The organism is Streptomyces sp. NPDC088707 (assembly GCF_044752725.1).
GTDB lineage: Bacteria > Actinomycetota > Actinomycetes > Streptomycetales > Streptomycetaceae > Streptomyces.
Map to the genome: position 1 here is coordinate 192,114 of NZ_JBIVLV010000009.1, position 21,583 is coordinate 213,696.

21 protein-coding genes are annotated in these 21,583 nt (G+C 72.4%); 14 read left to right on the forward strand and 7 right to left on the reverse strand.

The genetic code is table 11. The features are described from left to right. Window positions 1-4: 4 nt before the first annotated feature. Window positions 5-1,423 carry an MFS transporter gene (locus ACIP84_RS26325; RefSeq protein ID WP_401800806.1) on the reverse strand — a complete coding sequence of 473 codons (1,419 nt, stop codon included), beginning with the start codon at window positions 1,421-1,423 and terminating at the stop codon, window positions 5-7. Between the two features lie 37 nt (window positions 1,424-1,460). Between ACIP84_RS26325 and ACIP84_RS26330 the strand changes: the two genes are divergently transcribed. The 3 genes from ACIP84_RS26330 to ACIP84_RS26340 all read left to right on the forward strand — a co-directional run bounded on the left by ACIP84_RS26330 (window position 1,461) and on the right by ACIP84_RS26340 (window position 2,993). Then, window positions 1,461-2,162, forward strand: coding sequence for a TetR/AcrR family transcriptional regulator (locus ACIP84_RS26330; RefSeq protein WP_401800809.1), 702 nt, complete (start codon window positions 1,461-1,463; stop codon window positions 2,160-2,162). A gap of 71 nt (window positions 2,163-2,233) precedes the next feature. After that, window positions 2,234-2,362, forward strand: a complete 129-nt coding sequence (mmpB, locus tag ACIP84_RS26335; RefSeq protein WP_268257194.1) for a morphogenic membrane protein MmpB — start codon at window positions 2,234-2,236, stop codon at window positions 2,360-2,362. 25 nt (window positions 2,363-2,387) lie between these two features. Then, complete coding sequence (locus ACIP84_RS26340; protein ID WP_401800811.1) at window positions 2,388-2,993, forward strand: nucleoside triphosphate pyrophosphatase; 606 nt, start codon at window positions 2,388-2,390, stop codon at window positions 2,991-2,993. Between the two features lie 67 nt (window positions 2,994-3,060). Here the strand turns inward: ACIP84_RS26340 and ACIP84_RS26345 are convergent, their stop codons facing one another. After that, window positions 3,061-3,498, reverse strand: a complete 438-nt coding sequence (locus ACIP84_RS26345; protein WP_401800813.1) for a hypothetical protein — start codon at window positions 3,496-3,498, stop codon at window positions 3,061-3,063. A 372-nt stretch (window positions 3,499-3,870) separates the two neighbouring features. On the opposite strand from ACIP84_RS26345, the gene ACIP84_RS26350 reads away from it, so the two are divergent. Then, window positions 3,871-5,625 (forward strand): biotin carboxylase N-terminal domain-containing protein, encoded by a 1,755-nt coding sequence (locus ACIP84_RS26350; RefSeq protein ID WP_355969607.1) that lies wholly within the window; start codon window positions 3,871-3,873, stop codon window positions 5,623-5,625. Between the two features lie 101 nt (window positions 5,626-5,726). After that, window positions 5,727-6,272 (forward strand): TetR/AcrR family transcriptional regulator, encoded by a 546-nt coding sequence (locus ACIP84_RS26355; protein WP_401800815.1) that lies wholly within the window; start codon window positions 5,727-5,729, stop codon window positions 6,270-6,272. A gap of 78 nt (window positions 6,273-6,350) precedes the next feature. On the opposite strand, the gene ACIP84_RS26360 is transcribed toward ACIP84_RS26355, so the two are convergent. Together ACIP84_RS26360 and ACIP84_RS26365 are read right to left on the reverse strand one after the other, a co-directional pair. After that, window positions 6,351-7,277, reverse strand: a complete 927-nt coding sequence (locus ACIP84_RS26360) for a DeoR/GlpR family DNA-binding transcription regulator (RefSeq protein WP_383591490.1) — start codon at window positions 7,275-7,277, stop codon at window positions 6,351-6,353. 249 nt (window positions 7,278-7,526) lie between these two features. After that, entirely contained in the window at window positions 7,527-8,966 is a 1,440-nt protein-coding gene (locus ACIP84_RS26365) for an NAD(P)H-quinone dehydrogenase (protein ID WP_073910114.1), read from the reverse strand. Between the two features lie 225 nt (window positions 8,967-9,191). On the opposite strand from ACIP84_RS26365, the gene ACIP84_RS26370 reads away from it, so the two are divergent. The 3 genes from ACIP84_RS26370 to ACIP84_RS26380 all read left to right on the forward strand — a co-directional run bounded on the left by ACIP84_RS26370 (window position 9,192) and on the right by ACIP84_RS26380 (window position 12,693). After that, complete coding sequence (locus ACIP84_RS26370; protein WP_030323932.1) at window positions 9,192-9,629, forward strand: gamma-glutamylcyclotransferase; 438 nt, start codon at window positions 9,192-9,194, stop codon at window positions 9,627-9,629. A gap of 210 nt (window positions 9,630-9,839) precedes the next feature. After that, window positions 9,840-10,643 carry a purine-nucleoside phosphorylase gene (locus ACIP84_RS26375; RefSeq protein WP_030323930.1) on the forward strand — a complete coding sequence of 268 codons (804 nt, stop codon included), beginning with the start codon at window positions 9,840-9,842 and terminating at the stop codon, window positions 10,641-10,643. A 397-nt stretch (window positions 10,644-11,040) separates the two neighbouring features. Beyond that, window positions 11,041-12,693, forward strand: coding sequence for a phospho-sugar mutase (locus ACIP84_RS26380; protein ID WP_401800820.1), 1,653 nt, complete (start codon window positions 11,041-11,043; stop codon window positions 12,691-12,693). 289 nt (window positions 12,694-12,982) lie between these two features. On the opposite strand, the gene ACIP84_RS26385 is transcribed toward ACIP84_RS26380, so the two are convergent. Then, complete coding sequence (locus tag ACIP84_RS26385) at window positions 12,983-13,759, reverse strand: PH domain-containing protein (protein ID WP_401800822.1); 777 nt, start codon at window positions 13,757-13,759, stop codon at window positions 12,983-12,985. A gap of 247 nt (window positions 13,760-14,006) precedes the next feature. Between ACIP84_RS26385 and deoC the strand changes: the two genes are divergently transcribed. From deoC to ACIP84_RS26400, 3 genes are read left to right on the forward strand one after another with little or no spacing between them, the layout of a single operon-like run. Next, on the forward strand, window positions 14,007-14,996 hold the full coding sequence (gene deoC / locus ACIP84_RS26390; RefSeq protein ID WP_401800823.1) for a deoxyribose-phosphate aldolase: 990 nt from the start codon (window positions 14,007-14,009) through the stop codon (window positions 14,994-14,996). A gap of 5 nt (window positions 14,997-15,001) precedes the next feature. Next, window positions 15,002-16,438 carry an aldehyde dehydrogenase family protein gene (locus tag ACIP84_RS26395; protein WP_355969625.1) on the forward strand — a complete coding sequence of 479 codons (1,437 nt, stop codon included), beginning with the start codon at window positions 15,002-15,004 and terminating at the stop codon, window positions 16,436-16,438. After that, window positions 16,431-17,324, forward strand: a complete 894-nt coding sequence (locus ACIP84_RS26400; protein ID WP_355969627.1) for an aldehyde dehydrogenase family protein — start codon at window positions 16,431-16,433, stop codon at window positions 17,322-17,324. Before ACIP84_RS26395 ends, ACIP84_RS26400 begins: the two co-directional genes overlap by 8 nt. A gap of 71 nt (window positions 17,325-17,395) precedes the next feature. Here the strand turns inward: ACIP84_RS26400 and ACIP84_RS26405 are convergent, their stop codons facing one another. Further along, on the reverse strand, window positions 17,396-18,130 hold the full coding sequence (locus tag ACIP84_RS26405; RefSeq protein ID WP_401800827.1) for a TetR/AcrR family transcriptional regulator: 735 nt from the start codon (window positions 18,128-18,130) through the stop codon (window positions 17,396-17,398). A gap of 136 nt (window positions 18,131-18,266) precedes the next feature. On the opposite strand from ACIP84_RS26405, the gene ACIP84_RS26410 reads away from it, so the two are divergent. Together ACIP84_RS26410 and ACIP84_RS26415 are read left to right on the forward strand one after the other, a co-directional pair. Next, on the forward strand, window positions 18,267-18,857 hold the full coding sequence (locus tag ACIP84_RS26410) for an NADPH-dependent FMN reductase (protein WP_401800828.1): 591 nt from the start codon (window positions 18,267-18,269) through the stop codon (window positions 18,855-18,857). A 3-nt stretch (window positions 18,858-18,860) separates the two neighbouring features. Continuing rightward, a complete protein-coding gene (locus tag ACIP84_RS26415) occupies window positions 18,861-20,393 on the forward strand; it encodes an MDR family MFS transporter (RefSeq protein ID WP_401800831.1) in 1,533 nt (510 codons plus the stop codon). On the opposite strand, the gene ACIP84_RS26420 is transcribed toward ACIP84_RS26415, so the two are convergent. Continuing rightward, window positions 20,326-20,724: a hypothetical protein gene (locus ACIP84_RS26420; protein ID WP_355969917.1), complete on the reverse strand. Its 399-nt coding sequence runs from the start codon at window positions 20,722-20,724 to the stop codon at window positions 20,326-20,328. The two genes, ACIP84_RS26415 and ACIP84_RS26420, sit on opposite strands and share 68 nt — an antisense overlap. A 52-nt stretch (window positions 20,725-20,776) precedes the next feature. Between ACIP84_RS26420 and ACIP84_RS26425 the strand changes: the two genes are divergently transcribed. Beyond that, window positions 20,777-21,472 (forward strand): ATP-binding protein, encoded by a 696-nt coding sequence (locus ACIP84_RS26425; RefSeq protein ID WP_355969920.1) that lies wholly within the window; start codon window positions 20,777-20,779, stop codon window positions 21,470-21,472. The last annotated feature ends 111 nt before the right edge of the window (window positions 21,473-21,583 follow it).

Here is a 21,583-nt window from a genome sequence, read left to right on the forward strand (position 1 = left end):
CGTGTCACGTGCGGCGCAGGAAGAGGCCGGCCAGGACGGCTCCGGCGGCGACGATCGCCGCGTTCACGAGGACCGCGAGGCCGATGCCGTCGAGGAGGACGGGCGCGGTGACGACGACGGCGCTCATGATCGGGGTGCCCATGGTGATGCCGATCTGCTGGGTCATGGTCGCGAGTCCGGTCGCGGTGCCCTGCTCGTGGTCGGGGATCCCGGAGGTGGCGGTGACCATGAAGCCGACGATGGCGAGCATGTTGCCGATGCCGCCGGCGAAGGTCGCCGCGAGGAGCAGCCAGAGGCTTCCGGGGCCTTCGCCGAGTCCGTACAGGGCGAGGGTCGCGACGGCCTGGAGGAGACCGCCGGAGACCAGGGCCGTACGGGCGCCGAAGCGGCCGATGAACCGGGAGGCGAACACTCCGCCGAGGACCGTGCCGGCGCCGAGGACGCCGAAGGAGAGGCCGGCGGCGAGCGGGGAGAAGTCGAGGACGTCCTGGAGGTAGAGGGTCATCAGGAAGACCAGGGAGGTCTCGGTGACGAAGGCGACGAGCCCGGCGAGGTTGCCCCAGACGACGGTGCGGCGCTTGAGGATGTGGAGCGGTACGAGGGGGGCGGCGGCGCGGCGTTCGACGAGGACGAAGGCGACCAGGAGCGCGGCGCCTGCGGCGAGGGCGGTGAGCGCGGTGGGGTCGGTCCAGCCGTGTTCGCCGCTGACGGTCAGGCCGTAGACGAGGGCGAGGAGTCCGCCGGTGACGGTGATCGCGCCGGGGATGTCGAGGCGGGGGCGGACGGCCGGGCGGCTCTCGGTGAGGACGGCGGGGGCGACGAGGAGGACGGCGAGGGCGACGGGCACGTTGACGAGGAACGCCCAGCGCCAGGAGAGCAGGTCGGTGAGGACGCCGCCGAGGATCGCGCCGGTGGTGAAGCCCGCGGACATGAGGGCGCCGTTGAGTCCGAGGGCGCGGGCGCGCAGCGGGCCCTCGGGGAAGGAGGCGGTGAGCAGGGAGAGCCCGGCGGGGGTGACGGCGGCGGTGGCGAGGCCTTGGGCGACGCGGGCGGCCATCAGCATCTCGGGGCCGGTGGCGAGGCCGCCGACGAGGGAGGAGACGCCGAGGAGCGCCATGCCGCCGAGGAAGAGCCGGCGGCGTCCGACGAGGTCGGCGACGCGCCCGAAGAGCAGGGTGAATCCGGCCGCGGCGAGGGCGAAGGCGGTGGCGATCCACTGGAGGCCGCCGAGGGTGAAGCCGAGTCCCTGGCCGATGACGGGCAGCGCGACGTTCAGGATCGAGAAGTCGACGGCGAGCATGAACTGGGCGAGGAGGAGGACGACGAGGACGAGCCGCATCCGTCCGGTCATGCGGGCGTCCGCCGGCCCGGCGGTCGGGGCCTCGGGCTGTTCGAGGGGCTGGGGGTGATCCAGGACAACCATGCGTACGACCCCTTAATGGGAGACTGGTTCCGTTAAGATGTCCCGTACCGTAGCAGAGTCGATGGCGTTAATGGAACAGGAGACCCATTTGACTGAGAGCCAGCCGGCCTCGCCCGGCACCCTGCGCCCCGGCGGCCGCACCGCGAAGGTCCGCAGGGCCGTCCTCGACGCCACCCAGGACGCGCTCGCCGACACCGGCTTCCACGCCCTGAACATGGACCGGATCGCCGCGACCGCGGGCGTCGGCAAGACCACCGTCTACCGCCGCTGGGGCTCCCCCGTCGGCCTGGTCACCGACCTCCTGCACGACATGGCCGAGCAGTCCCTGCCCGCCTCCGACACCGGCAGCCTCGCGGGCGACCTGCGGACCAACGCCGAACTCGTCCGCGCCACCCTCACCGACACGCGGATGGGCGCCGTCTTCCGCGCCGTCATCGCGGCGGCCGCCTGCGACGAGGACTGCGCCCGCGCGCTCGCCGACTTCTACCGGACCCGGCTCGGCGAATGGGCCCCCGTCGTCGCCAAGGGCGCGGCCCGCGGCGAGATCCCGGCGGGGACGGACCCGACCGAACTGCTCCGCGCCGTCTCCGCGCCGCTCTACTACCGCTTCGCGGTCACCCGCGAGGAGGTCACGGCGGACGTGGCGGAACGGGCGGTCACGGCGGCGCTCGCGGCGGCCCGGGACGGGGTGTTCATCCGGGCGCAGCCCGTGGGCGATCTTCCGTTCGCCCGCGAATAGTCCCCCGGTACCGGGGCGCCTGAGTATCCGTACTCAGGCGCCCCGCCCGCCCCGGCCGCAGGATCGGAGGCATGCTGTGGTCCGATCCGAAGAATCAGCCGCCGAAGTTCATGCGCGACATGCAGGCGATGCTCCGCCGCGCGGGCGTGCTGCTGGCCCTGGCGATGGTGGTGGCGATGTTCGTGGTCAGCGCCCGCTGAGCCCGGGACTGGCTACGCTGCCCCCATGACTGCTGATCCGCGCCGTGTCGTGCTCGCCTCCGCCTCCCCCGCCCGCCTCAACCTGCTCCGTCAGGTCGGGCTCGCCCCCGAGGTGATCGTGAGCGGCGTCGACGAGGACAAGACGCACGCCCCGACGCCGGCCGAGCTCGCGCTCGCCCTCGCGGAGGCGAAGGCCGCCCATGTCGCCGCGCGCCCCGAGGCGTTCGGCGCCCTGGTCATCGGCTGCGACTCGGTCCTGGAGCTCGACAAGCAGGCCCTCGGCAAGCCGGCGGACGCGGAGGAGGCCACCGCGCGCTGGAAGGCGATGCGCGGCCGGGTCGGCATCCTCCAGACGGGTCACTGCGTGTACGACACGACCACCAAGCGCTACGAGTCGGCGACCGCCTCCACCGTGGTCCGCTTCGGCGAGCCGACGGACGCCGAGATCGCGGCGTACGTGGCGAGCGGCGAACCGCTGCACGTGGCGGGCGCCTTCACCCTGGACGGACGCTCGGCGCCGTTCATCGACGGCATCGACGGCGACCCGGGCAATGTGATCGGCCTGTCCCTGCCGCTGCTGCGCACGCTGCTCGGGAAGCTCGGCGTGCAGATCACCGACCTCTGGGCCTGACGGGCCGTCGCGCGGGCGCCGGTGCTCATCTTCGCGCGCAGGTCGGCCTCCGCGGGCGGGCGGCCGCCTACGCGGGAGCCGGTGCTCCTTCGTGGGGCCCGGCGCTGTTCTCGTACCCCTTGCCGTACGCCACGAGAGTGAGCACGATCAGGCCGAGTACGAGCATCATGAAGGCGAACGCGCCCCAGCCGACGAGGCCGACGGTGACCGCTCCGAGGATGCCGTGCACGACCGCGCAGCCGATCAGCAGGCCCCGGCCGACACGCCCGGGCCTGCGGTCGCGGATGCCGGCGACGAGGGCGACGAGGCCGCACAGGGCGAGCGCGATGCCGGAGGCGATGCCGAGCGCCCAGGTGCCGGTGTACATCGCGTCGGGGTCCATGCCGTCGAGGGACATCGTCTGGATCTTGACGAAGCGTGCCATCACCGCGTTGATCGCGACGATCCCGGGCGCTTCGAGGAACAGCACCGCCGCCGTCACGAGAGCTATCGGTCTGCGGGCCACCTCGGCCACCCCCTGGATACGACTGTTACCGACAGTACGATCGACAGCGCGAAGGCTACTGGCCGGTAAACCCCTGGACAAGAGTCTGCGCACGACCGGCGACGGCGGACGGCAGGGCAAAGAATCATTGGGCCATTCGTAGGGACTCGACAAAGAAACCCGAATGGCGACTGGCCGCATGAACAGAGACCTGCGCCACACCTCGGAGCTACTGTGCCGTAAAGGAACCCTGCGTACCGTGGTGCGACAAGGGAATTCACGGCCCGAGCAGGCCCGGGGTCACGCTCCGTGTGGGCAAGCTCACCACTGGGGACGGGTCGAAGGCCGTGTCGGCAGTCCCTAAACTCAGCTTGTTTCAAGGAGGGAGCCATCGTGCGCAAGGTGCTCATCGCCAACCGTGGCGAAATCGCTGTCCGTGTGGCCCGGGCGTGCCGGGACGCGGGTATCGGCAGCGTGGCCGTGTACGCCGAGCCGGACCGGGATGCCCTGCATGTCCGGGCGGCCGACGAGGCGTTCGCTCTGGGCGGTGACACTCCGGCGACCAGTTACCTGGACATCGCGAAGGTGTTGCAGGCCGCGAAGGACTCGGGCGCGGACGCGATCCACCCCGGCTACGGGTTCCTCTCCGAGAACGCGGAGTTCGCGCAGGCCGTCCTGGACGCCGGTCTCACCTGGATCGGCCCGCCGCCGCAGGCGATCCGCGACCTGGGCGACAAGGTGGCGGCACGTCACATCGCGCAGCGCGCCGGAGCCCCGCTCGTCGCCGGTACGCCCGACCCGGTCTCCGGCGCCGACGAGGTCGTCGCGTTCGCCGAGCAGCACGGGCTGCCGATCGCGATCAAGGCCGCCTTCGGTGGCGGCGGTCGCGGTCTGAAGGTCGCCCGGACGCTGGAGGAGGTCCCCGAGCTGTACGACTCCGCCGTCCGCGAGGCCGTCGCCGCCTTCGGTCGCGGCGAGTGCTTCGTGGAGCGCTACCTGGACAAGCCGCGGCACGTGGAGACGCAGTGCCTGGCCGACTCCCACGGCAACGTGGTCGTGGTCTCCACGCGTGACTGCTCGCTCCAGCGCCGCCACCAGAAGCTCGTCGAGGAGGCCCCCGCGCCGTTCCTCACCGAGGCGCAGAACGCCGAGCTGTACGCCGCGTCGAAGGCGATCCTGAAGGAGGCCGGTTACGTCGGCGCCGGCACGGTCGAGTTCCTCGTCGGCACCGACGGCACGATCTCCTTCCTGGAGGTCAACACCCGTCTGCAGGTCGAGCACCCGGTGACCGAGGAGGTCGCGGGCATCGACCTGGTCCGGGAGATGTTCCGGATCGCCGACGGCGAGGAGCTGGGCTACGGCGACCCGGCCATAAGGGGTCACTCCTTCGAGTTCCGTATCAACGGCGAGGACCCGGGCCGCGGCTTCCTGCCCGCACCCGGCACCGTCACCCTCTTCGACGCGCCGACCGGCCCCGGTGTCCGCCTGGACGCGGGCGTGGAGTCCGGCAGCGTCATCGGCCCGGCCTGGGACTCGCTCCTGGCCAAGCTGATCGTCACCGGTGCGACCCGCGAGCAGGCCCTGCAGCGCGCCGCGCGTGCGCTCGCCGAGTTCAAGGTGGAGGGCATGGCCACGGCCATCCCGTTCCACCAGGCCGTCGTGGTCGACCCCGCGTTCACGTCCGACCCGTTCCGGGTCCACACCCGCTGGATCGAGACGGAGTTCGTCAACGAGATCAAGCCGTTCGCCCCGGCCGGCGCCGACGCCGACGAGGACGAGTCCGGCCGCGAGACGATCGTGGTCGAGGTCGGCGGCAAGCGCCTCGAGGTCTCGCTGCCCTCCTCGCTCGGCATGACGCTGGCCCGCACGGGCCTCGCGGCCGGTGCGAAGCCGAAGCGCCGCGCGGCCAAGAAGTCCGGCCCCGCCGCCTCCGGTGACACCCTCGCCTCCCCGATGCAGGGCACGATCGTGAAGATCGCGGTCGAGGAGGGCCAGGAGGTCAAGGAGGGCGACCTGATCGTCGTCCTGGAGGCCATGAAGATGGAGCAGCCGCTCAACGCGCACCGCTCCGGCACCGTCAAGGGCCTGAACGCCGAGGTCGGCGCGTCGATCACGTCCGGCGCCGCGATCTGCGACATCAAGGACTGACCGACGGCACCGGGACCGCCCACGGTCACCGAGTACCGTACGAAGGGCCCGCAGGCAGCCGCCTGCGGGCCCTTCGTCGAGGGGAGGGTGATCCACCAGCCATGCGAGCCGACGCACGACGCAACCACGAGCGGCTGCTCATCGAAGCCCGCGCCACCTTCGCCGAACAGGGCGCCGACGCACCCCTCGAGGAGATCGCACGTCGCGCGGGCGTGGGCATCGGCACCCTCTACCGTCACTTCCCCACCCGGGCCGAGCTGCTCAGCTCGGTCTTCCAGGAGGCCCTCGCGGAGCTCCTGCACCGCTCGGGAGAGCTGGCCGGGGCCGAGGAACCGTGCCGGGCGCTCGTGGAATGGCTGCGGGCGCTGATCGCCCACGCGGGCGAGTACCGGGGGCTCGCGCATGCGCTGATGTCCGCCTCGTACGACCGGAGTTCGGCGCTCGCCCAGTGCAGCGAGCCGCTGCGCGCGGCGGGCGAGCGACTGCTCGGGCGCGCCAGGGAGGCGGGTCAGGTGCGCGCCGACGTGTCGATCGGCGATCTGATGCAGCTGACCAACGCGATCGCACTGGCGGCGGAACAGTGCCCGGAGGACGCGGAGTTGGCGGACCGCCTGCTCGCGCTGACGCTTCGGGGCATCAAGGACTGAGTCGACCGGAGCGGCGACTGCCGCTGCGGAAGGGAAGGTTCGGCGGAGCGCGGGACCCCTGGGGGAGGGCCCCCCGGCTCAGCGGCGCCTCATGTCCGCGACCCGCGCCGTGCGCTCCAGCGTCTCGGCGGCCATCCCTCCGCCCGGGCCCCGGAACTGACCTGCCGCCATCCGGCCGCGCTGCACCGGGAGGGGCATGTCACGGCGGGGCCGGGCGCCCGGGGGGACCTGGTCACCGCCCGCGGGGCCGCCCGCGGCGCCCGTGCCGGCGACGGCGATCTGCACACCCTGGTCGGCGAGGGCCTGGAGCTCGGTGGCGGCCCGGTCGTCGTGGGCGGGCGGCTCGTCGGTCACCAGGCGGGTGATGACGTCCGTGGGCACCGTCTGGAACATGGTGTCGGAGCCGAGCTTGGTGTGGTCGGCGAGGACCACGACCTCGGCCGCCGCCTGGACCAGCGCCCGGTCCACACTCGCGGAGAGCATGTTGGACGTGGAGAGGCCGCGCTCGGCGGTGAGCCCGCTCCCGGAGAGGAAGGCGCGGGAGACCCGGAGCCCCTGGAGCGACTGCTCGGCACCGCTGCCCACCAGGGCGTAGTTGGAGCCACGCAGGGTGCCGCCGGTCATGACGACCTCGACCCGGTTGGCGTGGGCGAGGGCCTGGGCGACCAGGAGCGAGTTGGTGACCACGGTCAGACCGGGCACGCGGGCGAGCCGGCGGGCCAGCTCCTGCGTGGTCGTCCCGGCGCCGACGACGATGGCCTCGCCTTCTTCGACGAGGCTCGCGGCGACGTCGGCGATGGCCGTCTTCTCCGCGGTCGCGAGATGGGATTTCTGCGGGAAGCCGGATTCTCGCGTGAATCCGCCCGGCAACACCGCACCGCCGTGCCGGCGGTCGAGGAGTCCTTCTGCCTCCAGGGCCCGTACGTCTCTCCGTACGGTCACTTCAGAGGTCTGGACGACGCGGGCGAGCTCGCGGAGCGACACGGCCCCATTGGCTCGCACCATTTCGAGGATCAACTGGCGACGTTCTGCAGCGAACACGAAACTGACAGTAACGTGACCGGCCGATACTTTTCAGCAGTATGCGCCGAATTGCAGAAGATGCACACAGACGGGGCCTCCAAGTGGTATGGGAGACCCCGCCGTTGATCCGTCGCACGCCAGGACTATGCCCCGCCTTGCCGGGGGTTGTCCGAGTCGGCGAACCGTTCCCGCAGGCGGGAGCCGTTCACCGGCGGACCGCCCGGAGGGGTGTCACACCTCGCCCGCGGACTTCCGGGTGTGCAACTGCCGTGCCACTTCCGCGATCGAACCCGACAGGGAGGGGTACACGGTGAAAGCATTTGCGATCTGTTCGACGGTCAGATTGTTGTCGACCGCGATCGAGATCGGATGGATCAGTTCGCTCGCCTTCGGCGCGACGACACAGCCGCCGACCACGATCCCGGTGCCCGGACGGCAGAAGATCTTGACGAAGCCGTCCCGGATGCCCTGCATCTTCGCGCGGGGGTTGCGCAGCAGCGGCAGCTTGACGACCTTGGCGTCGATCTTGCCCGCGTCCACGTCGGCCTGCGTGTAGCCGACGGTGGCGATCTCGGGGTCGGTGAAGACGTTCGACGAGACCGTCTTCAGGTTGAGCGGGGCCACCGCGTCGCCGAGGAAGTGGTACATCGCGATACGGCCCTGCATCGCGGCCACCGAGGCGAGCGCGAAGACACCGGTCACGTCGCCCGCCGCGTACACGCCGGGGGCCGTCGTACGGGAGACCTTGTCGGTCCAGATGTGACCGGAGTCCTTCAGTTTGACCCCCGCCTCCTCCAGACCCATTCCGGCCGAGTTCGGGATCGCGCCGACCGCCATCAGGCAGTGCGTGCCGGAGATGACCCGGCCGTCCGCGAGGGTGACCTCGACCCGGTCGCCGACCCGCTTGGCGGACTCGGCGCGGGAGCGGGCCATGACGTTCATGCCGCGGCGGCGGAACACGTCCTCCAGGACGGCGGCGGCGTCCGGGTCCTCGCCGGGCAGCACGCGGTCGCGGGAGGAGACCAGGGTGACCCGGGAGCCGAGGGCCTGATAGGCGCCGGCGAACTCGGCACCCGTCACACCGGAACCGACCACGATGAGCTCCTCCGGGAGCTCCTTGAGGTCGTAGACCTGCGTCCAGTTCAGGATGCGCTCGCCGTCCGGCTTGGCGTCCGGCACCTCGCGCGGGTGGCCGCCGGTCGCGATCAGCACGGCGTCCGCGGTCAGCGTCTCCTCCGTGCCGTCGGCGGCCGTGACGACCACCTGGCGGGAGCCGTCCATCGCCTGCCGGCCGGAGAGCCGGCCGCGGCCGCGCAGCACCCGGGCGCCGGCCCGGGTGACGGAGGCGGTGATGTCGTGCGACTGGGCGAGCGCGAGGCGCTTCACCCGCCGGTTGACCTTGCCGAGGTCCACGCCCACGACACGGGCGGCCTGCTCCACGTGCGGGGTGTCGTCCGCGACGATGATGCCGAGCTCCTCGTACGAGGAGTCGAAGGTGGTCATCACCTCGGCGGTGGCGATCAGGGTCTTGGAGGGGACGCAGTCGGTCAGGACGGACGCGCCGCCGAGGCCGTCGCAGTCGACGACGGTCACCTCCGCGCCGAGTTGGGCGCCCACCAGGGCCGCCTCGTATCCGCCGGGTCCGCCGCCGATGATCACGATCCGGGTCACTGGGATCTACGCCTCGCGCTCTCGTTCTGCCGGGGGGTCCCCCCGCTGGGATGCAGTGCGTACGCCATTGTCCCGCACGCTTCAAGTGCGTACCCCATTCTCCCGCACGTCCGGCGCGGCCTCACGCCGGGGCCTCCGAAGGGGTGTGCGAACCCCGTGGGCGTACCCCGGGGCCCCACCGCGGAGTTCTCCGGACACCCCGCCCCCTCCCGTACCCTCGGTCCCATGTCGCTCTACGCCGCTTTCGCCGGCAACCTCGACGCGCGGCTGATGAGCCGCCGCGCACCGCACTCCCCACTGCGCGGTACCGGCTGGCTCAACGGCTGGCGGCTCACCTTCGGCGGCGAGCAGATGGGCTGGGACGGCGCGCTGGCCACGATCGTGGAGGCCCCGCGCTCCCAGGTCTTCGTGGCGCTGTACGACATCGCGCCGATGGACGAGGAGTCCATGGACCGCTGGGAGGGTGTCGGGCTCGACATCTACCGCCGGATGCGGGTCCGGGTGCACACCCTGGACGGCGAGGAGCCGGCCTGGGTGTACGTCCTCAACGCGTACGAGGGCGGGCTGCCGTCGGCGCGGTACCTGGGCGAGGTCGCCGACGCGGCCGAGTCGGCGGGCGCGCCGCACGACTACGTGATGGAGTTGCGCAAGCGTCCCTGCTGAGTCCGGCGCACAGTCGGCCCGGGGGTGTGGGAACCGCCGAGGGACGAAGGTGACTCCTCCTCTGTGCCATTCGTCGGAAACGACAAGACAACGATCGCATGTCCGTCGGCATCGTCATCTACGCGCGTAGGCAAAGTCCGGCTACGCTTCTGCGCGTATCAAATCCGTCCGGGGCCAGCCTCGGACCCCCTCCCCGAGGCGAGAGAGTCAGTGAACGCAACTGCCACCCCGTACGAGGCCGCCGAGGCCGCTGCCGCACGTCTTCGCGAGCTGACCGGAGTCGAGAACCACGACGTCGCCCTGGTCATGGGCTCGGGCTGGGCGCCCGCCGTCGACGCCCTCGGTGCCCCCGAGGCCGAGTTCCCGGTGACCGACCTGCCCGGCTTCCCGCCGCCCGCCGTCGAGGGCCACGGCGGAAAGGTCCGCTCGTACAAGATCGGTGAGAAGCGCGCCCTCGTCTTCCTCGGCCGCACCCACTTCTACGAGGGCCGCGGTGTCGCCTCCGTCGCCCACGGCGTCCGCACCGCCGTCGCCGCCGGCTGCAAGACGGTCATCCTGACCAACGGCTGCGGCGGCCTGCGCGAGGGCATGCGCCCCGGCCAGCCGGTCCTCATCAGCGACCACCTCAACCTGACGGCCGCCTCGCCGATCGTCGGCGCGAACTTCGTCGACCTCACCGACCTGTACTCGCCGCGGCTGCGCGCCCTGTGCAAGGAGGTCGACGAGACCCTCGAAGAGGGCGTCTACGTGCAGTTCCCCGGCCCGCACTACGAGACCCCGGCCGAGATCAACATGGTCCGCGTGCTCGGCGGCGACCTGGTCGGCATGTCCACCGTCCTCGAGGCCATCGCCGCGCGCGAGGCCGGCGCGGAGGTCCTCGGCATCTCGCTGGTCACCAACCTGGCGGCGGGGCTCTCGGGCGAGCCGCTGAACCACGAGGAGGTCCTCCAGGCGGGCCGCGACTCGGCGGCGCGGATGGGTGAGCTGCTGACGCGGGTCCTCGACCGGATCTGAGTCTTCACCGCGCCCCCTGGCACCGTTCGGCCCCTGGGGCCGAACGGGCTTCGGGACGCTGCGCCGGCCTCCGACCGCCGGGTGGTCCCGGCCGCCCGTCGGTGGGGCCGCTGCGCGGGGCTTCCTCCCCACCCCGCCCCTTCCCGTGACCGGGGCTCCGCCGCAGACTCCGCGCCTCGATCGCCGGCGGGGCCGACCTTCCGCCGGCGTCCGAGGGCGCGGCCGAAGGCCGTTCGGGGTCCGGTGCGGAGCCCCCGGTTTCGCGAGGGGACGGGGTGGGGGAAGGCTCCGCGCAGCGGCAGCCCTCAGCCCCGCCCACCCGCACCCGCGCCCTCTCCGCACCCGCAACGCCCGCCCCGCACCGCCCCGCACCCGCCGACTCCCCGAAAGGCACACCGTGACGCAGGACGATCTCCTCGCCCAGGCCCAGGCATGGCTCGCCGAGGACCCCGACCCGGAGACCCGTGAGGAGCTCGCCGCGCTCCTCGACCGCGGCGCGAGCGACGAGCTCGCCGCCCGTTTCGCCGGCACCCTCCAGTTCGGCACCGCCGGCCTCCGCGGTGAGATCGGCGCCGGGCCCATGCGGATGAACCGCTCGGTCGTGATCCGCGCCGCCGCCGGCCTCGCCGCGTACCTCAGGGCGAAGGGCCAGGAGGGCGGTCTCGTCGTCATCGGCTACGACGCCCGCTACAAGTCGGCCGACTTCGCGCGCGACACCGCCGCCGTGATGACCGGCGCGGGGCTCCGCGCCGCGCTCCTCCCCCGCCCGCTGCCGACGCCCGTCCTCGCGTACGCCATAAGGCATCTGGGCGCCGTCGCCGGCGTCGAGGTGACCGCGAGCCACAACCCGCCGCGCGACAACGGCTACAAGGTCTACCTGGGCGACGGCTCGCAGATCGTGCCGCCCGCCGACGCCGAGATCGCCGCCGAGATCGACGCGATCCGCTCGCTGCACGACGTGCCCCGCCCGGAGGCCGGCTGGGAGACCCTCGGCGACGAGGTCCTGAACGCCTACCTGGAGCGTACGGACGCCGTCCTGACCTCCGGGTCCCCCCGTACCGCGCGGACCGTCTACACGGCCATGCACGGCGTCGGCAAGGACGTCCTGGCGGCCGCGTTCGCCCGGGCCGGCTTCCCGCCGCCCGCGCTCGTCGCCGCGCAGGCCGAGCCCGACCCGGCGTTCCCGACGGTCGCGTTCCCGAACCCGGAGGAGCCGGGTGCCATGGACCTCGCCTTCGAGGCGGCCCGGGCCGTGGACCCCGACCTGATCATCGCCAACGACCCGGACGCCGACCGCTGCGCCGTGGCCGTGCCCGACGCGAGCGTCGTGGGCGGCTGGCGGATGCTCCGCGGCGACGAGGTGGGCGCGCTGCTCGCCGCGCACCTGGTCCACAAGGGCGCGACGGGCGTGTTCGCCGAGTCGATCGTGTCGTCCTCGCTGCTCGGCCGCATCGCGGAGGCCGCGGGCGTCGGCTACGAGGAGACGCTGACCGGCTTCAAGTGGATCGCCCGCGTCGAGGGCCTGCGGTACGGCTACGAGGAGGCGCTCGGCTACTGCGTCGACCCGGAGGGCGTCCGCGACAAGGACGGCATCACGGCGGCGCTGCTCGTGACCGAGCTGGCGTCGGTGCTGAAGGAGCAGGGCCGGACGCTGACGGACCTGCTCGACGACCTGGCGATCGCGCACGGGCTGCACGCCACGGACCAGCTGTCGGTGCGGGTCGAGGACCTGAGCATCATCGCGAACGCCATGACGGCGCTGCGCGAGCGGCCGCCGGTCTCGCTGGCCGGTCTGACGGTCGTGTCGGCGGAGGACCTGACGAAGGGCACGGAGTCGCTGCCCCCGACGGACGGGCTGCGCTACCACCTGGAGGGCGACTACAAGGCCCGGGTGATCGTCCGCCCGAGCGGCACGGAGCCCAAGCTGAAGTGCTACCTGGAGGTCGTGGTCCCGGTCGCCGCGGCGGTCGACCTGGCGCCGGCGCGGGCGACGGCCAACGAGGTGCTGGTGGCGATCAAGCGGGACCTGTCGGCCGCGGCCGGACTCTGATCCGCCGCGAAGGAAGCGAACGGCGTCGCGCAGCACCCACACCCAGCCGTGGCCGCCGGCGGGGTGCTGCACGCCGCCGGCCATGTCCGCGTGTCCGGCGCAGAGGTCCGTGAAGGCCTCCCGGCACCGGGCGTGGTCGTCGTACCAGACCTCCGAGCGCGCGACGACCCTTCCGTTCTGCGCGACGGTCGCCATCCGTGGCGTCCGTCGGCCCCCCGTGTCGACCGGACGACGCGTCCGGACACACCGGTGTCCCGTCGAGGGAGGAATCAGCCGTCGACGAGAGAAGTCAGCCCGTCGCGAGCAGGATCACCAGGAGCAGCAGCCCGGCCGCCGCGGGGCCGACGATCTCGTACGCCCAGCGCACCCGCGCCTCGCCCCGCGCGCCCGGGGTGCCGGCCCGGCGCTCGGCGAGCTCGCGCAGGTCGGCGACGGTCTGGTCGGTGGGCGCGGTGCGCGACGCGCTGTCCCGGACGTCGGCGGTGACCGAGGTACGGCCGTGCGGGTCGTCCTGGGAGGCGCGGGAGGCGCGGCGGGCCGCCTTCTTGCGCTGGCGCAGCGAGACGGGGACGGCCCACAGCTGGTACTTGGCGCCGTCCTGGGTGAAGACCTCGCTGGAGTAGCCGGCGCGGACGTCGGCGACCGTCGACCAGGGCAGCGTGATCGACCGGAACGGGTTGCGGATCCGGAGCCGGTCGTCGTCGGCGTACACGGCGGGCCGGATCGTGAAGGCGACGATCAGCGGCACGGCGAGCAGGAGGCCCGCGAGTGCGAGCCAGGGCGACCGGCCCTCGCCGCGGAACAGCACGTCACCGGCGAACAGGGCCGCGAGGATCAGCAGGAACACGCCGCTCGCGATCCCGAGCGGCGACCGGAAGACACGGTCGGGGGACTTCTGCCCTGTGGACTCCTGACCTGCGGACTTCTGCCCCGTGGACTCCTGACCTGCGGACTTCTGCCCGGCGGGCGTCCGCCCCGCGGGCTTCTTCCCGGCGGACGGCTGCTCGGGGGTCGACTCGCGGCTCGGCTCGTGGCTGGGCTCGGGGGTCGGCTCGGGGGTCGTCATGGGGCGATTCTGCCTCAGTGGGCCGGTGGGGGCTCAGGCGGCCCGCGTGGCCACTGAGATCCGCGTACAGAACGATGCCGTCGGGGCGGTGGCCGTCGACCGGCTCGGCACCTGCGGCGACCGCGCTCTCCGGGATGACGGAGGTCCGGCCGGTGCACCGTGCCGGCCCTCGCCTGTGATCTCGGGCTCTGCGAGGCCCGTCCCCTGTACAGGTCGCTACGCGCGTAGATATGCTCGACTGGTGACCATGCCCACCACTGCATCCTCCCCCACGGCCTCCGGCGTGGGCGGTGCCCCCGCATCCGCGTTCGCCGACGTGACCGCGTCCGACAGTGCGCTGCGCCGCTTCCTCCACGGGCTGCCCGGCGTCGACGCCGTCGGCCTGGAGGCGCGCGCCGCGTCCCTCGGCACCCGCTCGATCAAGACCACGTCCAAGGCGTACGCCATCGACCTGGCCATCTCCATGATCGACCTGACGACGCTCGAAGGCGCGGACACCCCGGGCAAGGTCCGGGCGCTCGCCGCCAAGGCCGTCCGTCCCGATCCGACCGACCGCACGACCCCGACGACCGCCGCCGTCTGTGTCTATCCGGACATGGTGGCCACCGCCAAGGCGACCCTCGCGGGCTCCGGCGTCAAGGTCGCCTCGGTCGCCACCGCCTTCCCGGCCGGCCGCGCGGCCCTCCCCGTGAAGCTCGCCGACACGGCGGACGCCATCGCCGCGGGCGCCGACGAGATCGACATGGTCATCGACCGTGGCGCCTTCCTCGCCGGCCACTACCTGCAGGTCTTCGAGCAGATCGCCGCGATCAAGGCGGAGTGCGGTGACCGCGCCCGCCTGAAGGTGATCTTCGAGACCGGCGAGCTGTCCACGTACGACAACATCCGCCGTGCCTCCTGGCTCGGCATGATGGCCGGCGCGGACTTCATCAAGACCTCGACCGGCAAGGTCGCGGTCAACGCCACCCCGGCCAACACCCTGCTCATGCTGGAGGCCGTGCGCGACTTCCGCGCCCAGACCGGCGTGCAGATCGGCGTGAAGCCGGCCGGCGGCATCCGCAACACCAAGGAAGCGATCAAGTTCCTGGTTCTCGTCAACGAGACCGTGGGTGAGGACTGGCTGGACAACCACTGGTTCCGCTTCGGCGCCTCCAGCCTGCTCAACGACCTGCTGATGCAGCGCCAGAAGCTGGCGACCGGCCGCTACTCCGGCCCCGATTACGTGACGGTGGACTGATCAACATGGCATCTGCATTCGAGTACGCACCGGCGCCCGAGTCCCGGTCCGTCGTCGACATCGCCCCCAACTACGGCCTCTTCATCGACGGCGAGTTCGTCGAGGCGGCCGACGGCAAGGTCTTCAAGACCGTCTCCCCCGCCACCGAGGAGGTCCTCTCCGAGATCGCCCAGGCGGGCGCCGAGGACGTCGACCGTGCGGTGAAGGCGGCCCGCAGGGCGTTCGAGAAGTGGTCGGCGCTGCCCGGCTCCGAGCGCGCCAAGTACCTCTTCCGCATCGCCCGCATCATCCAGGAGCGCAGCCGTGAGCTGGCCGTCCTGGAGACGCTGGACAACGGCAAGCCGATCAAGGAGACGCGCGACGCGGACCTCCCGCTGGTCGCCGCGCACTTCTTCTACTACGCGGGCTGGGCCGACAAGCTCGACCACGCGGGCTACGGCGCGAACCCGCGCCCGCTCGGCGTGGCCGGCCAGGTCATCCCGTGGAACTTCCCGCTGCTCATGCTGGCGTGGAAGATCGCCCCGGCGCTCGCGACCGGCAACACGGTCGTCCTGAAGCCGGCCGAGACGACCCCGCTGACCGCCCTGTTCTTCGCGGACATCTGCCGCCAGGCCGGGCTGCCGAAGGGCGTCGTCAACATCCTTCCCGGGTACGGGGACACGGGCGCCGCGCTGGTCGAGCACCCGGACGTGAACAAGGTCGCCTTCACCGGTTCGACCGCCGTCGGCAAGGCCATCGCGCGGTCGATCGCCGGGACCGACAAGAAGGTCACCCTGGAGCTGGGCGGCAAGGGCGCGAACATCGTCTTCGACGACGCCCCCATCGACCAGGCCGTCGAGGGCATCGTCAACGGCATCTTCTTCAACCAGGGCCAGGTCTGCTGCGCGGGCTCGCGCCTCCTCGTCCAGGAGTCGATCCAGGACGAGCTGCTCGACAGCCTGAAGCGCCGGCTGAGCACCCTCCGCCTCGGCGACCCGCTGGACAAGAACACCGACATCGGCGCCATCAACTCCTCGGAGCAGCTGGCGCGGATCACCTCGCTGGTGGAGCAGGGCGAGGCGGAGGGCGCCGAGCGCTGGACCGCCGCGTGCGACATCCCCGAGGCCGGTTACTGGTTCGCCCCGACGCTCTTCACGAACGTCACGCAGGCGCACACGGTCGCCCGGGACGAGATCTTCGGCCCGGTCCTCTCGGTGCTGACCTTCCGTACGCCCGACGAGGCCGTCGCGAAGGCCAACAACAGTCAGTACGGCCTGTCCGCCGGCATCTGGTCGGAGAAGGGCTCCCGCATCCTGGCGGTCGCCAACAAGCTCCGCGCCGGTGTCGTCTGGGCCAACACGTTCAACAAGTTCGACCCGACCTCGCCGTTCGGCGGATACAAGGAGTCGGGCTTCGGCCGCGAGGGCGGCCGTCACGGTCTGGAGGCCTACCTCGATGTCTGACGTGACCCGTCTTGGCGTCTTCAAGACCTACAAGCTGTACGTCGGGGGCAAGTTCCCCCGCTCCGAGAGCGGCCGGGTGTACGAGGTGACCGACTCCAAGGGCAAGTGGCTGGCGAACGCGCCCCTCTCCTCCCGCAAGGACGCCCGTGACGCGGTCGTCGCCGCCCGCAAGGCCTTCGGCGGCTGGGCGGGCGCGACCGCGTACAACCGCGGCCAGATCCTCTACCGCGTCGCCGAGATGCTGGAGGGCCGCCGGGACCAGTTCGTCCGCGAGGTCGCGGACGCGGAGGGCCTGTCGAAGTCGAAGGCCGCCGTGGTCGTCGACGCGGCGATCGACCGCTGGGTCTGGTACGCGGGCTGGACGGACAAGATCGCCCAGGTCGTGGGCGGCGCGAACCCCGTCGCGGGACCGTACTTCAACCTCTCCACGCCCGAGCCGACCGGTGTCGTCACGGTGGTGGCCCCGCAGGACTCGTCCTTCCTCGGCCTGGTCTCGGTGATCGCCCCGGTGATCGCCACGGGCAACACGGCGGTCGTCATCGCCTCGGAGAAGTCCCCGCTCCCCGCCCTCTCCCTGGGCGAGGTGCTCGCCACCTCCGACCTGCCGGGCGGTGTGGTCAACATCCTCTCCGGCAAGGCCGCGGAGATGGGCCCGCACCTGGCGGCCCACCAGGACGTCAACGCGATCGACCTGACGGGCGCGACCGAGGGCGAGCTGGCCCGCGACCTGGAGATCGCGGCGGCGGACAACCTCAAGCGCGTCCTGCGCCCGCGCACGGAGGACTTCACGGAGTCCCCGGGCACGGACCGCATGACGGCGTTCCTGGAGACGAAGACCGTCTGGCACCCGACGGGTTCGCTGGGCGCGAGCGGCTCCTCGTACTAGGCACCGGATCGCTTCGGACCAGCTGACCGGTCCGGTCCGAAAGGCCCCCGGGTGATCCCGGGGGCCTTTCGTCATGCCCGGCCGCGCTCCACGAGCCCCGCCACGCCGTCGAGCACGCAGTCGAGTCCGGTCTCGAACTGCCAGGCCGCGTCGTCCTTGCGCGCGGCCCCCTGGGTGTACCGCCGGTAGGTCGGGTAGCGCCCGGTCTCCATCAGGTACGACATCTGCGGGGCGAGCCCCCGCCGTGTGTCGTCGGCGCTCTGCCAGCCCTGCTCCTCCATGTACCGGCGCAGCGCGGCCTCGGACTGCGTGGCTCCGTGGACGTACGCGTTGACCGCGCGGAACGCGGCCATCATCGTGTCGACGTCGAGCCCGAGCCCGTCGAGCGAGGCCAGCTGGCGCTCGGCCGCCGCCATGCGGGCCGGGGTGAGCGCGAAGAGCGGCGCCGGCATGTGGGCGAGCCAGAGGTGGCGCAGCATCATCTCCCGGGTCCGCAGGGCGTACGCGCGGAGCGTCTCCCGCCAGCCGGAGACCTCGTCCACCGGTGTCAGCTCGCCGGAGACCCGGTCGATCATGAGCGCCCACAGCTCGTCCTTGCCGTTGACGTGCCGGTAGGCGGCCATGGGTGCGACGCCCAGTTCGGTGGCGACCTTCCGCATGGTCACGGCGGCGAATCCCTCGCGGTCCGCGATGCCGATCGCGACCTCGGCGATCCTCCCCGCGCTGAGGGACGCCCTGGGTGCCGCCGCGGGCCGGTCCAGGCGCTCCCACAGCGAGACGTCGTCCGTCTCTTCCTTCTTCGCCACCGGGGCCTCCCTCTCTCGCGTACAGCGTATGCCTTGTGGACGCCGTACACATCGACGTGTACGTTGCACACACCGACGTGTACGTTGTACACCACTCGGTATACGCCGTACACATCGACGCTTCCAGGGGGAACCCGTGCCCGCTCCGCTCCACCTCGCCGTGATCCAGGGCTCGACCCGCGACGGCCGCCTCGGCCCCGTCGTCGCGAACTGGCTGCTCACCCACGCCGCCGACCGTCCGGATCTGACCACCGACCTGATCGACCTGGCCGAGACCCCGCTGCCCACCGTCTTCCCGCACCTCGGCCAGGCCCCCGAGCGCGCCGAGGACCTCGCCCTGCTCGCCGCCGTGTCACCGCGCCTGGCCGCCGCCGACGCCTTCGTCGTGGTGACCCCCGAGTACAACCACAGCTACCCGGCCTCCCTGAAGAACGCGATCGACTGGCACAGCCGCGAATGGCAGGCGAAGCCCGTCGGCTTCGTCGCCTACGGCGGCTTCTCCGCCGGCCTGCGCGCCGTCGAGCACCTGCGGGCCGTCTTCGCCGAGCTGCACGCCGTCACCATCCGCGAGACGGTCGGACTCCAGCGCGTCTGGGGGCAGTTCGACGAAGACGGACGGGCCGCCGACCCCGCCGCCGACACCGCGGCGAAGGCGATGCTCGACCGACTCACCTGGTGGGGCGCGGCGTTGCGTGACGCCCGCGCGAACGTGCCGTACGCGGCCTGAGCCATGACGGTCACTCAGACGCCCGCGCAGGACACCCGCATCCCCTACCTGGGCGTCACCGGGCTCATGCTCGGCGTCGTCCTCGCGACCCTCGACGGCACGATCGTCGGCACCGCCCTCCCCACCATCGCGGGCGAACTCGGCGGCCTCGACCGGCTGTCCTGGGTCGTCACCGCCTACCTCCTCACCGCCGCCGTCGCCACCCCGCTCTGGGGCAAGCTCGGCGACCTCCACGGCCGCAAGGGCGCCTACCTCTCCGCCGTCGGCGTCTTCCTCGCCGGATCGGTCCTCTCCGGCCTCGCGCAGAACATGGGCCAGCTCATCGCCTTCCGCGCCCTCCAGGGCATCGGCGCCGGCGGCCTCATGGTCGGCGCCTTCGCCCTCATCGGCACCCTGGTGGCCCCGAAGGACAGCGCCCGGGTCCAGGGAGTCACCGGGGCGATGCTGCCGGCGGCCTTCGCCGGCGGCCCGCTCCTCGGCGGCCTTCTCACCGACCACCTGAACTGGCGCTGGGCCTTCTACGTCAACCTGCCCGTCGGCCTCGCCGCCCTGCTGATCGTCTCGCTCCGGCTGCGCGTACGGACCCCGCGCGTCCGAGCCCGCGTCGACTGGGCGGGAGCCCTGCTGCTGACCACCGGGGTCCTCGCGCTGACCCTGCTCGCCGGCTGGGCCGGCACCACCCACGCCTGGGCCTCACCCCGGATCCTCGCCCTGGGCGCGCTCGCGGTCGTGGCGCTCGCCTGGTTCGTCCGGGTCGAACGCCGGGCAGAGGAGCCCGTCATCCCGCCCCGGCTCTTCCGCACCCGCAACTTCACGCTCGCGCAGATCCTGAGCCTGCTGGTCGGGGCGGGCATGATCGCCGCCCTGAACTACCTGCCGCAGTACCTGCAGTTCGCCCGCGGGCAGTCCTCCACGGCGAGCGGACTGCTGCTGCTCCCGCTGATGCTCGCCATGGTCGCCGCGCAACTCGGGTCGGGCCGGATCATCGCCCGGACCGGCCGCTACCGGATGTACCCGATCCTCGGCGGGGCGCTGATGACGGCGGGCGCGCTCGTCCTGCTGCTGCTCGACGCGGACACCCCCGTCGCCGTCGCCTCCGGGCTCACCGTGATCGTCGGCGCGGGCATGGGCCTCCTCATGCAGGCCACGCTGCTCGTCACGATGTACGGCGCCGAGCCGCGCGACATGGGCGCGGCCAGCGGCACCGTCACCCTCGTGCGGACGCTCGGCGGCTCGCTCGGCGTGGCCGTCCTCGGCGCGGTGTTCACCGCGCGCCTCGACGGGGCCGACACCCGCCTGACCCCGGCGCAGGCCCGGCGGCTGCCGGAGCCGGTACGGGAGGGACTCGGGGCGGCCGTGACGAGCGGGGTGCACGGAGTGCTGCTCGGCACGGCACTGGTCGCCGCCCTGGCCTTCGCCGTCGCCTGGCTCGTACGGGACACCGCGCTGGGCCCCGGAACCGGCTCCGCTACGGAAGCAGCCCCTTCGCCAGCGGACCCGCCACCGGCAGATCGGCCACTGCCCCGCCCTTCGTGAGGTGGTCGGTCACCAGGTTGGTGCCCACCGGCTTGAAGTCGGCGACCTGGGTGCCGAGGCCGTTGTCGAGCGGGTCGACACCGGTGTTGGCCAGCGGGTCGAGCTGGAGCCGGGTCAGCGGGCCGATCCCGTGGGTGACACCGGACAGCGCACCCGCGCCGGCCGCGGTGGCGTCCGTCCTGGTCAGCGAGTCGACGGGCAGCGGCACCGGGGCCACGGCCTGCGCCGCCGCACCGGCCCCGAGCACCGCCGCGCCCGCCGCCGTGACGGTGAGACCCGCCGCGAGCAGGGCACTGCGACGGGGACTCCGGGGTTCTGCGTGACGCGCCATGATGATCCTTCCGAGCGGTGACAGAGCGAGCACCGACAGTAGTTGAGGTGTGATGCTCGATACCAACGGGCTTCCTCGGGGGTCCCCTGCACGGGGGAATGCTTCACACTGGTGTCCCGTGAGTTCCCAACCGATCCCGACCCGTGTCGTCCTGCTCGCGGGCCCCTCAGGCTCCGGCAAGTCGTCCCTCGCCGCCGTCACCGGTCTCCCGGTCCTGCGCCTCGACGACTTCTACAAGGAGGCCGCCGACCCGACCCTCCCTCTCGTGGAGGGCAGCGCCGACATCGACTGGGACTCCCCGGGGTCCTGGGACGCGGACAGCGCCGTCGCCGCCATCGTCGAACTGTGCCGCACGGGACGGACCGACGTCCCCGTGTACGACCTCGCCACCAGCTCCCGGGTGGACCGCGAGCGGCTGGACATCGGACGCACACCGCTGTTCGTGGCGGAGGGGATCTTCGCGGCCGAGATCGTGGCCCGCTGCCGTGAGCTCGACGTCCTCGCCGACGCGCTCTGCCTGCGCGGCCGCCCCTCGACGACCTTCCGCCGCCGGCTCGCCCGCGACCTGCGCGAGGGCCGCAAGTCGGTCCCGTTCCTGCTGCGTCGCGGCTGGCGGCTGATGCGCGCGGAGCGGGCGATCGTCGCCCGCCAGTCGGAACTGGGCGCCCACCCCTGCGCCAAGCCGGAGGCCCTGGGCCGCCTGGCAGCGGCGGCGGCGGGCCGCCACCGCACGCCCGCGGCGACCTGAGAGCGGAGAAAACACGACGCGGGTCGTACGAGCCCCCCAGCTCGTACGACCCGCGTCGCCATTCCCCGTACCCCCGTACGGTTCCCCCGTGCTCCCCCGACGGCTCCGTTT

Coding starts and splice junctions, on each gene's coding strand:
- ACIP84_RS26325 (WP_401800806.1), bottom strand. CDS start 1,423: ATGGTTGTCCTGGATCACCCCCAGCCCCTCGAACAGCCCGAGGCCCCG.
- ACIP84_RS26330 (WP_401800809.1), top strand. CDS start 1,461: ATGTCCCGTACCGTAGCAGAGTCGATGGCGTTAATGGAACAGGAGACC.
- mmpB (WP_268257194.1), top strand. CDS start 2,234: ATGCTGTGGTCCGATCCGAAGAATCAGCCGCCGAAGTTCATGCGCGAC.
- ACIP84_RS26340 (WP_401800811.1), top strand. CDS start 2,388: ATGACTGCTGATCCGCGCCGTGTCGTGCTCGCCTCCGCCTCCCCCGCC.
- ACIP84_RS26355 (WP_401800815.1), top strand. CDS start 5,727: ATGCGAGCCGACGCACGACGCAACCACGAGCGGCTGCTCATCGAAGCC.
- ACIP84_RS26360 (WP_383591490.1), bottom strand. CDS start 7,277: ATGGTGCGAGCCAATGGGGCCGTGTCGCTCCGCGAGCTCGCCCGCGTC.
- ACIP84_RS26370 (WP_030323932.1), top strand. CDS start 9,192: ATGTCGCTCTACGCCGCTTTCGCCGGCAACCTCGACGCGCGGCTGATG.
- ACIP84_RS26385 (WP_401800822.1), bottom strand. CDS start 13,759: ATGACGACCCCCGAGCCGACCCCCGAGCCCAGCCACGAGCCGAGCCGC.
- deoC (WP_401800823.1), top strand. CDS start 14,007: ATGCCCACCACTGCATCCTCCCCCACGGCCTCCGGCGTGGGCGGTGCC.
- ACIP84_RS26395 (WP_355969625.1), top strand. CDS start 15,002: ATGGCATCTGCATTCGAGTACGCACCGGCGCCCGAGTCCCGGTCCGTC.
- ACIP84_RS26400 (WP_355969627.1), top strand. CDS start 16,431: ATGTCTGACGTGACCCGTCTTGGCGTCTTCAAGACCTACAAGCTGTAC.
- ACIP84_RS26415 (WP_401800831.1), top strand. CDS start 18,861: ATGACGGTCACTCAGACGCCCGCGCAGGACACCCGCATCCCCTACCTG.
- ACIP84_RS26420 (WP_355969917.1), bottom strand. CDS start 20,724: ATGGCGCGTCACGCAGAACCCCGGAGTCCCCGTCGCAGTGCCCTGCTC.
- ACIP84_RS26425 (WP_355969920.1), top strand. CDS start 20,777: ATGCTCGATACCAACGGGCTTCCTCGGGGGTCCCCTGCACGGGGGAAT.